The organism is Actinospica sp., assembly GCF_035552695.1.
Classification (GTDB): Bacteria; Actinomycetota; Actinomycetes; order Streptomycetales; family Catenulisporaceae; genus Actinospica.
On the sequence record NZ_DASZKT010000258.1, the window covers coordinates 104423 to 120090 of the forward strand.

Consider the following 15668-nt stretch of genomic DNA (forward strand, 5'->3'; position numbering starts at 1 on the left):
CCGCCGAGTGAGTTCTCAGGCGAGCGGCCGCGGCGCCCAGTCGAGCCACATGCCGTGCATCCCGGCCGAGCCGAGGCGGAACAGCCGCTCCCGGCCGCCGAGGTAGACGACCGCGCCCAGCACCTCGTGCACGTCCCTGCCTTCGGGCGCACCGGGATCGGGCTTGCCGCTGAACAGGCCGAGCCCGATCCGGTAGGCCTCCTTGAGGATCAGCACCAGGTCGCGTCGCGCGCCGAGTTCGCGCACCAGCCGCACGAGTTCCTCGCGGCCCTCGACGCTCCAGTGCGGCAGGCTGTTCGACACGAAGACGCACGGGATCGCGTTGTCCGCCACCGAATCCACCGCGTCGGCGAGAATGCGCACGGCGTCGCCCCTGCGCAGCTTCACCGGCCGGCGCGCCGCGTGCTCCAGGGCCGCCTCCAGCCGCGCACGGCGCTCGTGATGCTCGGGCCAGACCAGCGCACGCAGCCACGCACAGGCGTCGGGGTCGGTCGGGCTCAACGGATTCAGATCAAGACCGACACGCGAGGAGACGCGGAGCGGCTTGGTGACGAAGGGGGCGAGCTGTTCCGGCGTGCACGCGCCGTGGATCGGGCAATGCAGCGGCGGCACGCCCTCCGCCGAGGCCTCCCCGCCCTCGAGGACCGTGCCGTCGGAGAACTCGTAGCGGTAGTCATAGCGATCGGTGTGCAACAGCAGGCCCGCGCTGGGACCGATCTCGATCAGCCCCAGCGGACGACGCGTCGTGGCCTGCACCCAGCCGAACGCGGGCAGCAGCTGCGCGCCGCGCAGCACCTCGTTCGTCTGCGTCTCCCCCGTCGCCAGCAGCGGATCGATCTCCGCGCGATGAGCGGTGACGAACTCGACGAAGGCCTTCGTCAGATTCTCGTCAGGCAGCCTGGTGCCGCCGAGCGAGGGGTAGTACTCCGCCAGCGGCTCGTCCGGGTGGTCGAAGAGCACGCGGTGCACGGCCGCGAAGAACAGGTTCGGAATCCGCTGCCGGAGCGGTGCCCGCCCCAGCACCTCGACGAAGTACCCGCCGGCGGCGAGGTCGTCGGAGACGTACTGGCACAGCGCGGTGTAGAGCGGGGAGCTTTGCCGCACCTCGCGATCGATGAAGATCTCGAATCTGCGCGTCGTCTCATCCCAGTCCGTCATGGGCCGATCTTAGCGATCAGCCCCGGACGGAGCCGAGGCCCAGGGCCCGCGCGGGTCAGATCTCGCCGCGCAGCTTGGCGAGCGCCTCGGCCAGGATCGCCTCGCCGTCCTCGTTGCTGCGCCGCTCGCGCACGTACGCCAGGTGCGTCTTGTACGGCTCGGTGCGCGGGGGGGCCGGCGGATTGTCCCGGTCCGGACCGGCCGGGAAACCGCAGCGCGGGCAGTCCCAGGTCTCCGGGATCGCCGCGTCGCTGGCGAAACTCGGCCGCGTCTCGTGCCCGTTGCAGCAGTAGAAGGTGATCCAGACGCGCGGCGCGGTGTCGCCCCGCTCGGCCTCGCCCATCGGACCGGCGCCGACCCGGCTGCCGCGAATCGCGTTGCCACTAGCCACTTTTATCCGTCTCCCTGCCGCAGACCGCGTAGTGCTCCACCCGCGCCGTACAAAAGGCGCGATGCACCAGTGTACGAGCGATAGGTCAGACGCGGGTGCGCGTCCCCTGGTTCCGCCCTGCATCGCGACGGATTTGAGCCGATCTGTCCTACTTGTAGCCGATCCCGATGCCGATGATGCAGGCGAGCCAGATCACCGAGAGGACGATCGTGATGCGGTCCAGGTTCTTCTCAACCACCGAGGAACCGCCGTGCTGCGAGGTGAAACCGCCGCCGAACATGTCGGACAGGCCGCCGCCCTTGCCCTTGTGCATGAGGACGAACAGGATCAGCAGCAGGCTGGTGATACCCAGGATGATCTCAAGGCCGAGGATCACGGGGTTCTTCTCTCTCGATGGACGGATGGCGGCTGCCGCGTGTGCAGCAGCCGCCCCAGATTACCTGCTCCAGCGGGTGCGGGACCAGTAGCACCGGCTCGGCGTCAGCCGGCGACCGCGGTGTCCCGGTAGCGCACGATCCGGACGAAGTCGTCCGGGTCCAGCGAGGCGCCGCCGATCAGCGCGCCGTCCACGTCCTTCTCGGCCATGATCCCGGCCGCGTTGGAGCCCTTCACCGAGCCGCCGTACAGGATGCGGGTGGCCGCGGCCGTCTCGGCGTCGTAGAGCGAGCCGAGCCGGGTGCGGATCGCGCCGATGACCTCCTGCGCGTCGGCCGGGGTGGCGACCTCGCCGGTGCCGATCGCCCAGACCGGCTCGTAGGCCAGCACGGACTTGCGCACCTGCTCGCCGGTCAGCCCCGCGAGCGAGCCGCCGACCTGCTCCAGCACGTGCTCGACGTGGTTCTGAGCGTGCCGGACCTCGAGCTTCTCGCCGATGCAGACGATCGGGCTGATCTCGTGCTTGAGCGCGATCGCCGCCTTCGCCGCGACCATGGCATCGGTCTCGCCGTGGTACTCGCGCCGCTCGGAGTGCCCGACGGCCACGTAGGCGCACTTCAGCTTGGCGAGCATGGCGGCCGAGATCTCGCCGGTGTACGCGCCGGACTCGTGCGTGGACACGTCCTGCGCGCCGTACTTGATCTTGAACTTGTCGCCGTCGACGAGGGTCTGGATCGAGCGCAGGTCGGTGAACGGCGCGAGTACCGCCACCTCCACCGCCGCGTGGTCCTTGTCGTTGAGGGCGTAGGCGATCTTCTGAACGTGGGCGATGGCCTCGAAGTGGTTGAGGTTCATCTTCCAGTTGCCCGCCATGAGCGGGGTGCGGCCGTTAGACATGAATTCCTTTCCAAGCACCAGTTCCCCGGCTGCAATCCAGCGGAGTACGCGTCGTGCTCACGTGATTCAGCCTTCCAGAACGGAGATGCCGGGCAGATCCTTGCCCTCGAGGTACTCCAGCGACGCGCCGCCGCCGGTGGAGATGTGGCCGAACGCGGCCTCGTCGAAGCCGAGCGCGCGCACGGCCGCGGCCGAGTCCCCGCCGCCGACCACGGTGAAGGCCTTGGAGTCGATCAGGCCCTGGGCCACGGCCCGGGTGCCGGCGGCGAAGGCCTCCATCTCGAAAACTCCCATCGGGCCGTTCCAGAACACGGTGCGCGCGTCGGCCAGCTTGGCCGCGAAGAGCTTGCCGGACTCCGGGCCGATGTCCAGGCCGAGCCGGTCCGCCGGGATCGCGTCGGCGGCCACCACCGCGTGCTCGGCGTCCGCGGCGAAGGCGGTCGCGGCGACGATGTCCACCGGCAGTACGATCTCCACGCCGGCGTCCTTGGCCCGCTCCAGGTAGCCGAGCACGGTCTCGAGCTGGTCGGCCTCCAGCAGCGACTTGCCGACCTCGTGGCCCTGCGCCTTGAGGAAGGTGAAGACCATGCCGCCGCCGATCAGGATCCGGTCGGCCTTGTCCAGCAGGTTGTCGATGACGCCGAGCTTGTCGGAGACCTTCGAGCCGCCGAGCACGACCACGTAGGGCCGCTCGACGTCCTCGGTGAGCTTCTTGAGCACGTCGAGCTCGGCGGAGATCAGGTAGCCCGCGGCGCTCGGCAGGTCCTCGGCGATGTCGTAGACCGAGGCGTGCCTGCGGTGCACGGCGCCGAAGCCGTCCGAGACGAACAGGTCGGCCAGCTTCGCGAGCTCGTCGGCGAACCTGCCGCGCTCGACGGCGTCCTTGCTCGTCTCGGCCGGGTTGAACCGGACGTTCTCCAGCAGCGCGATCTCGCCGTCCTTCAGCGCGGCGACGGCGGCCTGAGCCGACTCGCCGACGGTGTCGGTGGCGAAGGCGACCGGCTTGTCGAGCAGTTCGCCGAGGCGCACCGCGATCGGCGCGAGCGAGTACTTCGCATCGGCCTCCGGGTCCGCGCCCTTGGGCCGGCCGAGGTGCGCGGTCACGATCACCTTGGCGCCGCGCTCGAGCAGCGCCTTGAGGGTGGGCACGGAGGCGCGGATCCGGCCGTCGTCGGTGATCCGGGTGCCGTCGAGCGGGACGTTCAGGTCGGCGCGCACCAGCACGCGCTTGCCGGCGACATCGAGGTCGTCAATGGTCTTCATTTCCAAGCCTTCGGGTGAGGAAGAGTGCTGAATCCGACGAAGGCCCGCACGACCCTTCGAGGTCGTGCGGGCCCGCAGTGCATCCGCTTGGGCGGCGGTTCAGAGACCGGCGCCGACGTGCGTGATGAGGTCGATGAGGCGGTTGGAGTAGCCCCACTCGTTGTCGTACCAGCCGACGACCTTGACCTGGTTGCCCTGGGCGATGGTCAGGGTGGAGTCGAAGATGCAGGAGGACGGGTCGGTCACGATGTCCGAGGAGACGATCTCGTCCTCGTTGTACTTCAGGAAGCCCTTGAGGCTGCCCTCCGACGCGGCCTTCTTGAACGCGGCGTTGACCTCGTCCTTGGTGACCTCGCGGGAGAGGTTCACGGTCAGGTCGGTGATCGAGCCGGTGGGCACCGGCACGCGCAGGGCGAAGCCGTCCAGCTTGCCCTTGACCTCGGGGATGACCAGCGCGATGGCGCGGGCGGCGCCGGTGGAGGCCGGGATCACCGAGAGGTTGGCGGCCCGGGCGCGGCGCAGGTCGATGGTGCCCTTGCGGGTCAGCGCGATCTGGTCCTGCAGCTGCTGCTCGGTGGTGTAGGCGTGGACCGTGGTCATCAGGCCCTTTTCGATGCCGAACTCGTCGAGCAGCACCTTGACCAGCGGGGCGAGGCAGTTGGTGGTGCAGGAGGCGTTCGACAGGACGTGGTGCGCGGCCGCGTCGTACTCGTTCTCGTTCACGCCCATGACGATGGTCTTGGCGTCGCCGGTGGCCGGCGCGGAGACGATGACCTTCTTCGCGCCCGCCTCGAGGTGCTTGGCGGCGTCATCGGCGTTGGTGAACAGGCCGGTGGACTCGACGACGACGTCGACCGCCAGCTCCTTCCACGGCAGCGCCGCCGGGTCGCGCTCGGCGATGACCTTGATGGCCTTGCCGTTGATGATCAGGGAGTCCTCGGTCGCCTCGACGGAGCCCGGGAAACGGCCCAGGACGGAGTCGTACTTGAGGAAGTGGGCCAGGATCTTCGGGCTGGCGAGGTCGTTGATGCCGACGATCTCGATGTCGGCTCCCGAGGCCGCAGTGGCCCGGAAGAAGTTGCGCCCGATGCGGCCGAAGCCGTTGATGCCAACGCGAACGGTCACGAAGGTCTCCTCGCTCGAGCACCTCACGAGGGCCTCGTCGCCAACGCTGTGGTGCACATGAATCCGATAAAGATTTCCGACTACACAATGCAGACTCAACCTACAGGCAGCCCGAGCGGCGAATCCACCCGGCCCGGCATGTGGTATTACCCGCCGGTAGCAAGCCGGTTTCCGTTCCGTTGCGGCGCCGTGTCCGACGCCGCAACACCCTCAGCGCGACGCCGGTTCAGCCATCGGCCACGCCGGCGGCCGCGAACAGCTCGGGCGTCAGGCAGGCCTCGGTGCCGGGCATGCCCAGGTCGGCCGCGCGGCGGTCGGCGAGGGCGAGCAGCCGGCGGATCCGGCCGGCGACCGCGTCCTTGGTGAGCGGCGGATCGGCCAGCGCGCCCAGTTCCTCGAGCGAGGCCTGCCGGTGCTCGAGCCGCAGCCGTCCGGCGAGCGCCAGGTGCTCGGGAGCGTTCTCGCCGAGGATCTCCAGGGCCCGGCCGACCCGTGCGCCGGCGGCCACCGCGGCCCGCGCGGAGCGGCGCAGGTTGGCGTCGTCGAAGTTGGCGAGCCGGTTCGCCGTGGCGCGCACCTCGCGGCGCATCCGGCGCTCCTCCCAGGCGAGCACGGAGTCGTGCGCGCCGAGCCGGGTGAGCAGCGCGCCGATCGCGTCGCCGTCCCGAACCACGACCCGCTCCACGCCGCGCACCTCGCGGTTCTTCGCGGACACGCCGAGCCGGCGGGCCGCGCCGACCAGGGCGAGCGCCGCCTCCTGCCCGGGGCAGGTGATCTCCAGCGCGCTGGAGCGCCCCGGCTCGGTCAGCGAGCCGTGCGCCAGGAACGCGCCGCGCCACGCGGACTCGGAGTCGCACACGGATCCGGCGACCACCTGCGGCGGCAGCCCGCGCACCGGGTGCCCGCGGCCGTCCAGCAGGCCGGTCTGCCGGGCCAGCGCCTCGCCGTCGCGCACCACCCGCACCAGGTAGCGGCTGCCCCGGCGCAGGCCGCCGGGCGCGATGACGCCGAGTTCCGAGGAGTGTCCGTAGACCTCGGCGATGTTCTTGCGCAGTCGGCGCGCCGCCGCGGCCGCGTCCAGCTCGGCCTCGATCACGATCCGTCCCTGCACCAGGTGGATCGAACCGGCCAGGCGCAGCAGGGTCGCCGTCTCCGCCTTCCGGCAGCAGGGCTTGACCACTGTGAGCCGGCTCAGCTCGTCTTTGACCGCCGCGGTCATCGCCATGGCTACGCGGCCTCCTATCGGTGCGGCACGGGGGATGGGCTGCCACCCAGGTTAACCGGCGGTGACCGCCCGTGGCCCCCGTTACGCTGGCGGATCACCGGCAGGGATGACCCTCGAACGGATCATTAGCCGGATTGTCGCAGCGCAACACGCTCGCTCAGATGGCCGCACCGGTGCGCGCGCCGGCGACGATCTCGGAGATCGCCGCGGCGAGCCGTACCGGGTCGTGCCGCACCGATTCGGGCTGCTCCGGTCCGTTCGCCGTCACGGCGGCCGTGTGCACCTCGGCGCCGAGGGAGGCCGCGACCTCCTTGAGCTTGCGCTCCTCGTGCGCCCCGCGCAGCGAGGACGGGTCCACCAGGATCGCGTCGAGTCGCAGGTCGGGCGCGTGCGCCGCGAGCACCTCGACGTGGTCGGCCGGGGTGAACCCGTCGGTCTCGCCGATCTGCGGCACGAGGTTGAGCACCAGCATCCGCTTGGCCTGGGTGCGCAGCAGCGCCCGGGCCAGCTCCGGCACCATCAGGTGCGGCAGCACGCTGGTGAACCAGCTTCCGGGGCCGAGCACCGCCCAGTCCGCCTCGTCGATCGCCGCGACCGCGTCCGGCACGGCGGGCGGATCCTGCGGCAGCAGCCGGACGCTGAGCACCTCGCCCGGCGTCTTGGCCAGCGAATGCTGCCCGCGCACCGTGCTCACCCGCAGCGGGTGCGCCGGGTCCACGCCGCGCACCTGGGCCTCGATCTCCAGCGGCACGGCGGCCATCGGCAGCACCCGGCCGCGCGCCCCCAGCAGCCGGCCGACCCAGTCCAGTGCCGCGACCGGCTCGCCGAGCTCCTCCCACAGCGCGGTGATCAGCAGGTTCCCGAGGGCGTGCCCGGACAGGTTGCCGGAGCCGCCGAAGCGGTGCTGCAGCGCCTTGGCCCAGGTCCGGCCCCACTCGTCGTCCCCGCACAGCGCCGCGAGCGCCATCCGCAGGTCACCGGGCGGCAGTCCGCCGAGCTCCTGCCGGATCCGGCCGCTGGAGCCGCCGTCGTCCGCCACGGTGACGATCGCGGTGAGTTGGTCGGTGAGGGTGCGCAGCGCCGAGAGGCAGGCGTGCATCCCGTGCCCGCCGCCGAAGGCCACCACCCGTACCGCGCCCTCGCCCCGCAGCGGGGCCTTACCGTCTCGCTGTTCGCTCACTCACGCCCTACGTCCCGGTGGACCACGGTCGTGTCCACGCCGTCGCTGCTGAGACGCGCCGCGAACTGCTCGGCCATCGCGACGCTGCGGTGCTTCCCGCCGGTGCACCCTACCGCGAGGGTGACGTAGCGCTTGCCCTCCTTGCGATACCCGTTGGTGATGATCCGCAGGGTCTCGCCGTAGGACTCAAGCACCTCCTTGGCTCCGGGCTGGGCCAGCACGTATGCGCTGACCTCCGGGTCGAGGCCGGTGCGCGGGCGCAGTTCCGGAATCCAGTGCGGGTTGGGCAGAAAGCGTACGTCGAGTACGAGGTCTGCGTCCACCGGCAGTCCGTACTTGAAGCCGAAGGACATGACGGTCGCGCGCAGCCCGCTCTCGCCGCCGTCCCGGCCGAACGCGGCCTCCAGCGCGGCGCGCAGCTCGTGCACGTTCCGGCTCGAGGTGTCGATCACCAGGTCCGCCTCGCCGCGCAGCTCGCGCAGCAGGTCGCGCTCGCGCGCGATGCCGTCGGTGATCCGGCCCTCGCCCTGCAGCGGGTGCGGCCTGCGCACGTTCTCGAAGCGGCGCACCAGCACGTCGTCGGCCGACTCGAGGAAGACGATGCGGTGCCGCAGCCCGGTGGCCTCTATGTGCGAGAGCGCCTCGTGCAGGTGCTCGAAGAAGGACCGCCCGCGCACGTCCACCACGACGGCGATCCGCGGCACCGAGCCCTGGGTGCGCGCGGCGAGGTCCACCATCGTGGCGATCAGGCTGGGCGGCAGGTTGTCGACCACGAACCAGCCGAGGTCCTCCAGGACCTTGGCCGCCGTGGACCGGCCGGCGCCGGACATGCCCGAGATCACCACGAGCTCGGGCGGCTCGGGTGTCTCCTCGACCTCGTCGTTCATGATGGACCGCCTTTCCCCCTAGACCGCTTCTTCCCTTGCGTGCCGCTCCCGACCGCGGGCCGGTCGCGTCCGGCCTGCGATCACGTCGAGTCTATGTCCCTTTCGATTCAGTTTCCGCTATCTTCCAGAAGCTCACCGGTCGCGGTGTTGACGGCAGCCGGACGGGTGGAAGATCGGGAGCGCTGCGCGATCGCCTCATGCAGCGCCTCCGCGGTGGCCCGCCCGAACCCCGGTACCGCCGCGAGCTCCTCGACGCTCGCGGCGCGCACGCCCTTGACCGAGCCGAAGTGCTTGAGCAGCGCCTTGCGCCGCACCTCGCCGAGCCCCGGGATGCCGTCGAGCAGCCCGCCCGCGGTCATCGCCTTGGAGCGGCGCTGCCGGTGGAAGGTGATGGCAAAGCGGTGCGCCTCGTCGCGCACGCGCTGGAGCAGGTAGAGCGCCTCGCTGGTGCGCGGCAGGATGACCGGGTCCTCCTCGCCGGGCTGCCAGATCTCCTCCATCCGCTTCGCGATCCCCGCGACCGCGACGTCGTCGATGCCGAGTTCCTCCAGCGCCCGCGCCGCAGCTGCCACCTGCGGCGCCCCGCCGTCCACCAGCACCAGCTGCGGCGGGTAGGCGCTGCGGCTGAGCGGCTTGTCCACCGTCGCGACGCCCTCCTCATCCGCCTCGATCTCCGCCTCAGGCAGCAGCGCCTCGCCGGCCTTCGCCGCCTCCGCGAGGTAGCGCTTGAACCGGCGGCTGATCACCTCGTGCATGGACCGGACGTCGTCCTGCCCCTCGACCGTCCTGATCGTGAAGCGCCGGTACTCCGACTTGCGCGGCAGCGCGTCCTCGAACACGACCATGGACGCCACGACCTCGGCGCCCTGGGTGTGCGAGATGTCATAGCACTCGATGCGCAGCGGCGCCTGGTCCATGCCGAGCGCCTCGGCGATGGCCTCCAGCGCCTGCCCACGCGTCGTCAGATCCGAGGCCCGCTTGGTCTTGTGCAGCACCAGCGCCTGCTTGGCGTTGCGCTCCACCGTCTCCATCAGCGTCCGCTTGTCGCCGCGCTGCGGCACCCGCAGTTCGACGCCGTACCCGCGCCGGGTCGCCAGCCAGGCCTGCACCGCCTCGGCGTCCTCGGGCAGCGCGGGCACCAGGATCTCCTTCGGCACCGCCTCGGGCTCCTGGTCTCCGTAGAGCTGCTGCAGGAACTGGCCGACCAGGCCGCCGGTGTCGATGTCCTCGACCTTCTCGACGACCCAGCCGCGCTGGCCGCGCACCCGCCCGCCGCGCACGTGGAAGATCTGCACCGCGGCCTCGAGCTCGTCCTCGCAGATGCCGACGACGTCCGCGTCGGTGCCGTCGCCGAGGACGATCGCGTTGCGCTCCATGGCCCGCTGCAGCGCGCCGAGGTCGTCCCGCAGCCGGGCCGCCTTCTCGAACTCCAGGTCCGCGGCCGCCTGCTTCATCTCCTGCTCGAGCCCGCGGGTGAACCCGGCGGTCTGCCCGGACATGAAGGTGCAGAAGTCCTCGGCGATCTTCCGGTGCTCCTCGGGGCTGACCCGGCCGACGCAGGGAGCTGAGCACTTGTCGATGTAGCCGAGCAGACAGGGGCGCCCGGTCAGCTTCGCGCCGCGGAACACCCCCTGCGAGCAGCTGCGCATCGGGAAGACGCGCAGCAGGGCGTCCACCGTCTCCCGGATCGCCCAGGCGTGCGCGTACGGGCCGAAGTAGCGCACGCCCTTCTTCTTGGGCCCGCGCATCACCTGGACCCGCGGGAACTCCTCGTTCAGGGTCACCGCGAGGCTCGGGTAGGACTTGTCGTCCCGGTATTTGACGTTGAACCGCGGATCGAACTCCTTGATCCAGGAGTACTCGAGCGCGAGCGCCTCGACCTCGTTCACGACGACCGTCCACTCGACGGAGGTCGCGGTGGTCACCATGGACTGCGTGCGCGGGTGCAGCGACGTGAGCGGCTGGAAGTAGTTCGCCAGGCGGGCCCGGAGGTTGTTGGCCTTGCCGACGTAGACGACCCGGCCGTACTGATCGCGGAACTTGTAGACCCCCGGCTGGGTCGGAATGGAGCCGGGAGCCGGGCGGTAGGTGGTCGGATCGCTCACGGTGTCAGCCTACGGCGTCGCACCGACAGCCAGCCGGCCGTCCCGGGCCGAGGGGCGAATCCCGGCCCGGGCGGTCGGATCAGGTCTCGTAAGTGATGGTGGAGCCGGAGACGGAGACGGTCTTCGAGGTGAGCGGCGAGGGGGCCGGGCCCTGGATGACCGAGCCGTCCTTGGCGCTGTACTGCGAGCCGTGGCACGGGCACTGGATGACGTTGTTCGAAATTGTGGACACGGTGCACTGCGCGTGGGTGCAGACCGCAGTGAACGCCTTGAACTCGCCGGAGCTCGGCTGGGTCACGACCACCCGGTTCGTCTGATCGATGAAGCCGCTGTCGACCGGCACCTTGGAGGCGGCGACGGTCGCCGTGCCGCCACCCGCGGCGCCCGTCGCGCCCGCGACGGAAGCGGTCTGGGCGGCGGAGCCCTGGGGCTGGCTGTTGGAACTGCTGCAGGCCGCAGCGGTGACGCCCACACCGGCTACGGCCACGCCGAGCGCCGTGGCGCGCAGCACGGTGCGGCGGTCTGCTGAGGTGGGCTGGGACTGTTCGGCCATCTCGTTAGCGCTCCTTGAATCTCGGCTGTGCGTCAGCGTACCCGGCGGATATACCGAGGGTGGGACCAGGGCCGGGTACGATTCATGCCCTTCACGGCCATCTCACGGACCGCGCCGCCGAGCGGTTCAAGCGCACCGCTTAAGAATTTGCTGAGCGCTCTCATCTCACGGAGTGTGACGGTTGATCAGCCGAGCAACTCCTTGAGGAATTTGCCGGTGTAGGAACTCGGGTGCGCCGCGATCCGCTCCGGGGTGCCCTCGGCGACGACCATGCCGCCGCCGCGACCGCCCTCCGGGCCCATGTCCACGATCCAGTCCGCGGTCTTGATCACGTCGAGGTTGTGCTCGATCACGATCACCGAGTTGCCCGCGTCCACCAGCCGGCCGAGCACGCCGAGCAGCTTGCGGATGTCCTCGAAGTGCAGGCCGGTGGTCGGCTCGTCGAGCACGTACACGGTCCGGCCGGTGGAGCGGCGCTGCAGCTCCGAGGCCAGCTTCACCCGCTGCGCCTCGCCGCCCGAGAGGGTGGTCGCGCTCTGCCCGAGCCGGACGTAGCCGAGGCCGACGTCGTTCAGGGTGCGCAGGTGCCTGGCGATGCCGGGGATGGCCTCGAAGAACTCCACCGCCTCGGAGACCGGCATGTCCAGCACGTCCGAGATGGTCTTGCCCTTGTAGTGCACCTCGAGGGTCTGCTCGTTGTACCGCTTGCCGAGGCAGACCTCGCAGGGCACGTAGACGTCCGGCAGGAAGTTCATCTCGATCTTGATGGTGCCGTCGCCCTGGCAGTTCTCGCAGCGACCGCCCTTGACGTTGAAGGAGAAGCGGCCCGGCAGGTAGCCGCGCACCTTCGCCTCGGTGGTCTCCGCGAACAGCCGCCGGACGTGGTCGAACACGCCGGTGTAGGTCGCCGGGTTGGACCGCGGGGTGCGGCCGATCGGCGACTGGTCCACGTGCACCACCTTGTCCAGGTGCTCGACGCCGTCCACCCGGGTGTGCCGGCCGGGGACCTTCCGCGCGCCGTTCAGCTCGCGCGCCAGGTGCGTGTAGAGGATGTCGTTGACCAGGGTGGACTTGCCGGATCCGGAGACGCCGGTGACCGCGACGAAGCAGCCCAGCGGGAAGGTGACGTCCACGTCCCTGAGGTTGTGCTCGCGCGCGCCGTGCACCGTCAGCACCCGGTCGCGGTCGATCGGGCGGCGCTGGGCCGGCACGTCGATGCGCATCCGCCCGGACAGGTACGCGCCGGTCAGCGAGTCCTTGGACTCCAGCAGGTCGGAGACCGGCCCCGAGACCACCACGTGGCCGCCGTTCTCCCCAGCGCCCGGGCCGATGTCCACCACCCAGTCGGCGATCTTGATGGTGTCCTCGTCGTGCTCGACCACGATCAGGGTGTTGCCGAGGTCGCGCAGCCGGATGAGGGTCTCGATGAGCCGGTGGTTGTCCCGCTGGTGCAGCCCGATCGAGGGCTCGTCGAGCACGTAGAGCACGCCGACCAGGCCGGAGCCGATCTGCGTGGCCAGCCGGATGCGCTGCGCCTCGCCGCCGGCGAGGGTGGCCGACGCGCGGTCCAGCGAGAGGTAGTCCAGGCCGACGTCGACCAGGAACTGCAGCCGCTCGTTGACCTCCTTGAGCACCCGCGCGGCGATCTGCGCCTCGCGCTTGCCGAGCTTGAGGTTGCGCAGGAACTCCGCGCACTCGCCGACCGGCATCGCGGCGACCTCGGCGATGGACCTGCCGCCCTCGGTGTACTCGCCCCTGGTGCGCCCGCCGAGGGTCGCGGCGAGCACCAGCGGCTTGAGCCGGGTGCCGTGGCAGGCCGGGCAGGGCGCCTCGCGCATGTAGCCGGCATGCCGCTCGCGGGAGCTGTCCGACTCGGCCTCCGCGTGCCGCCGCTCGATCCACGGGATGACGCCCTCGAAGCCGGTGGAGTAGCTGCGGGTGCGGCCGAAGCGGTTGGTGTAACTGACCGTCACCTTGTGGTTGTGGCCCTGCAGGATCGCCTTGCGGGCCTTGGCCGGGAGCTTCTTGAACGGCGTGTCCATGTCGAAGCCCAGCTCCGCGCCGAGGCCTTCGAGCAGGTGGCCGAAGTAGTCGTTGGCCTGGCCGGAGCCGGACCAGGGCGCGAGGGCGCCGTCGTTCAGCGTCAGCTCCGGGTCCGGGATGACGAGCTCCTCGTCCACCTCCATCCGGATGCCGAGGCCGGTGCACTCCGGGCAGGCGCCGAAGGGCGAGTTGAAGGAGAACGAGCGCGGCTCGAGCTCCTCGAAGGACAGCTCGTCATACGGGCAGTAGAGGTGCTCGGAGTACATCCGCTCGCGCTGCGGGTCGTCCTCCGCCAGGTCCACGAAATCGAGCGTGATCATGCCGCCGGCCAGCCGCAGCGCGGTCTCGATCGAGTCGTTCAGCCGCCGCTTGGCCGACGCCTTGACCGCGAGCCGGTCGATGACCACCTCGACGGTGTGCTTCTCCTGCTTCTTCAGCGTCGGCGGCTCGGCCAGCTGGATCACCACGCCGTCCACCCGCGCCCGGCTGTACCCCTTGGCCTGCAGCTCCTTGAACAGCTCTGCGTACTCGCCCTTGCGCTCGCGCACCACCGGGGCGAGCACCTGGAAGCGGGTGCCCTCCTCGAGTTCGAGCACGCGGTCGACGATCTGCTGCGGGCTCTGCCGGGAGATGATCCGCTTGCACTCCGGGCAGTGCGCCCTGCCCGCGCGGGCGTAGAGCAGCCGCAGGTAGTCGTAGACCTCGGTGATGGTGCCCACGGTCGAGCGCGGGTTCTTCGAGGTCGACTTCTGGTCGATGGACACCGCCGGGGACAGGCCCTCGATGAAGTCCACGTCCGGCTTGTCCATCTGGCCGAGGAACTGCCGCGCGTAGGCGGAGAGCGATTCGACGTAGCGCCGCTGGCCCTCGGCGAAGATCGTGTCGAAGGCGAGCGAGGACTTGCCGGAGCCGGAAAGCCCGGTGAACACGATCAGGGCTTCCCTCGGCAGGTCGAGGGAGACGTCTTTGAGGTTGTGCTCTCGCGCCCCCCGGACGATCAGCTTGTCCGCCACGCTCTGCTCCCTGGAGTGATCTCGGTCTCTGGCCAGCGGCGTTTTCCCGCCCCGCGACAGCGCCGGGCCGAGGAGAAACCACCTCGCACCATCGTAGGCGGGCCCACCGACAGAAATGCGCCGTCCGAGAACACGGGGGCGGAAGCCGGGTGCCGAGCGTGGCGGCGCGGGCCCCGGGTACGCCAGAGTAGAGGCATGGCAACCGACCCGAGCGGCATTCCCGTGCCGGATCCGACCGAGACCCTCGCACGGGTCGTCGAGTCCACAGCCCAGCTGATCGCCACCGCCGAGCAGTTCGACGACGCGGCCGTGCGCGAGCCCTCGCTGCTGCCCGGCTGGACCCGCGGCCACGTGCTGACCCACCTCGCGCGCAACGCCGAGGCCGTCGTCAGGCTGCTGACGTGGGCGGCGACCGGCGAGGAGACCCCGATGTACGCGTCCCCCGAGGCCCGCGACGCCGAGATCGAGCAGGGCGCCGGACGCACCGCGGCCGAACTGCTCGCGGACGTGCGCGAGACCAGTGAGCACTTCGCCGTGCAGGCCGCGCGGCTGACCCCGGAGCAGTGGCGCAACGAGATCGAGGGGCGCCGCGGCGGGAAGCAGCAGGCGACGTGGCTGCCCTGGTGGCGGCTCGAGGAGATCCTGATCCACCACGTCGACCTGCGGGTGGCGTACTCCCCCGCGCACTGGCCGGAGTCCTTCACCGAGCCGGAGCTCGCGATGATCGCCGCGCGCTTCGCCAACCCGGTCTTCACGCCCGAGTCCCCGTCGTTCCGGGTGCTCTCCGAGGACGAGGACGGGGACGACGACCGCGTCTACGGCATCCTCGCCGACCCGGGCGACGAGCAGGTCCCGGAGGTGCGCGGCCCGTCGGCGGCCCTCGTCGCCTGGTTGATCGGCCGCAGCAACGGAGATGGACTGAATGTGGAACCGCACGGCCCGCTGCCGCAGCCGCCCACCTGGAAGTAGAAGGCAGGAAGATGAACTACCACGGAAACGTCACCGTAGGCGGCGCCCCCGACGTGCGCGAACTCGCGGAACTGGTGATCACGAAGGTCGCCGTCGGCCCGTTCGACAACAACGCCTACCTGCTGCGCTGCCGGTACAGCGGCGACCAACTGTTGATCGATGCCGCCAACGAGCCCAAAACCCTCATCCGCCTCGTCAACGGCTCGCTGGACAAGGTCGTGACGACCCATCGGCACGGCGACCACTGGCAGGCCCTCGCCGAGGTCGTCGCCGCCACCGGTGCCCACACCCTCGCCGGCCGCCTCGACGCCGACGGCATCCCCGTCCCCACCCAGACCCTCGTAGACGACGGCGACGAGATCACCTTCGGCGACGCCCGCCTCCGCGCCATCCACCTCGTCGGCCACACCCCCGGCTCCATCGCGCTCCTCTACGACGACCCCAAGGGCCACCCCCACCTCTTCACGGGCGACTGCCTGTTCCC

Annotated in this window: 14 protein-coding genes; 2 read left to right on the forward strand and 12 right to left on the reverse strand. The window is 70.5% G+C overall.

From position 1 onward, the window contains the following. Positions 1–15: 15 nt before the first annotated feature. The 12 genes from VG296_RS29310 to uvrA all read right to left on the reverse strand — a co-directional run bounded on the left by VG296_RS29310 (position 16) and on the right by uvrA (position 14215). The gene (locus VG296_RS29310; protein WP_325571650.1) at positions 16–1158 is read right to left on the reverse strand and encodes a DUF2332 domain-containing protein; all 1143 of its coding nucleotides are present in this window, start codon (positions 1156–1158) and stop codon (positions 16–18) included. Positions 1159–1213: 55 nt separating this feature from the next. Beyond that, on the reverse strand, positions 1214–1549 hold the full coding sequence (locus tag VG296_RS29315; protein ID WP_325571652.1) for an RNA polymerase-binding protein RbpA: 336 nt from the start codon (positions 1547–1549) through the stop codon (positions 1214–1216). 148 nt (positions 1550–1697) lie between these two features. After that, entirely contained in the window at positions 1698–1925 is a 228-nt protein-coding gene (secG, locus tag VG296_RS29320) for a preprotein translocase subunit SecG (RefSeq protein ID WP_325571654.1), read from the reverse strand. A gap of 104 nt (positions 1926–2029) precedes the next feature. Beyond that, positions 2030–2821: a triose-phosphate isomerase gene (gene tpiA / locus VG296_RS29325; RefSeq protein WP_325571656.1), complete on the reverse strand. Its 792-nt coding sequence runs from the start codon at positions 2819–2821 to the stop codon at positions 2030–2032. Between the two features lie 66 nt (positions 2822–2887). Beyond that, on the reverse strand, positions 2888–4084 hold the full coding sequence (locus tag VG296_RS29330; protein ID WP_349259738.1) for a phosphoglycerate kinase: 1197 nt from the start codon (positions 4082–4084) through the stop codon (positions 2888–2890). A 99-nt stretch (positions 4085–4183) separates the two neighbouring features. Next, entirely contained in the window at positions 4184–5209 is a 1026-nt protein-coding gene (gap, locus tag VG296_RS29335) for a type I glyceraldehyde-3-phosphate dehydrogenase (protein WP_325571660.1), read from the reverse strand. 226 nt (positions 5210–5435) lie between these two features. Continuing rightward, complete coding sequence (gene whiA, locus VG296_RS29340; RefSeq protein ID WP_325571663.1) at positions 5436–6434, reverse strand: DNA-binding protein WhiA; 999 nt, start codon at positions 6432–6434, stop codon at positions 5436–5438. Between the two features lie 157 nt (positions 6435–6591). Next, positions 6592–7614 carry a uridine diphosphate-N-acetylglucosamine-binding protein YvcK gene (locus VG296_RS29345; RefSeq protein WP_325571665.1) on the reverse strand — a complete coding sequence of 341 codons (1023 nt, stop codon included), beginning with the start codon at positions 7612–7614 and terminating at the stop codon, positions 6592–6594. Then, positions 7611–8501: an RNase adapter RapZ gene (gene rapZ, locus VG296_RS29350; RefSeq protein ID WP_325571667.1), complete on the reverse strand. Its 891-nt coding sequence runs from the start codon at positions 8499–8501 to the stop codon at positions 7611–7613. Before rapZ ends, VG296_RS29345 begins: the two co-directional genes overlap by 4 nt. Before the next feature lie 107 nt (positions 8502–8608). Continuing rightward, on the reverse strand, positions 8609–10606 hold the full coding sequence (gene uvrC / locus VG296_RS29355; protein ID WP_325571669.1) for an excinuclease ABC subunit UvrC: 1998 nt from the start codon (positions 10604–10606) through the stop codon (positions 8609–8611). 79 nt (positions 10607–10685) lie between these two features. Continuing rightward, positions 10686–11159: a Rieske (2Fe-2S) protein gene (locus VG296_RS29360; RefSeq protein WP_325571671.1), complete on the reverse strand. Its 474-nt coding sequence runs from the start codon at positions 11157–11159 to the stop codon at positions 10686–10688. 185 nt (positions 11160–11344) lie between these two features. Beyond that, on the reverse strand, positions 11345–14215 hold the full coding sequence (gene uvrA / locus VG296_RS29365; RefSeq protein ID WP_325571673.1) for an excinuclease ABC subunit UvrA: 2871 nt from the start codon (positions 14213–14215) through the stop codon (positions 11345–11347). 195 nt (positions 14216–14410) lie between these two features. On the opposite strand from uvrA, the gene VG296_RS29370 reads away from it, so the two are divergent. Both VG296_RS29370 and VG296_RS29375 read left to right on the forward strand, forming a co-directional pair. Beyond that, positions 14411–15184: a maleylpyruvate isomerase family mycothiol-dependent enzyme gene (locus tag VG296_RS29370; protein ID WP_325571675.1), complete on the forward strand. Its 774-nt coding sequence runs from the start codon at positions 14411–14413 to the stop codon at positions 15182–15184. Between the two features lie 11 nt (positions 15185–15195). Next, on the forward strand, positions 15196–15668 hold a 473-nt coding region (locus VG296_RS29375), incomplete at its 3' end, for an MBL fold metallo-hydrolase (protein ID WP_325571677.1).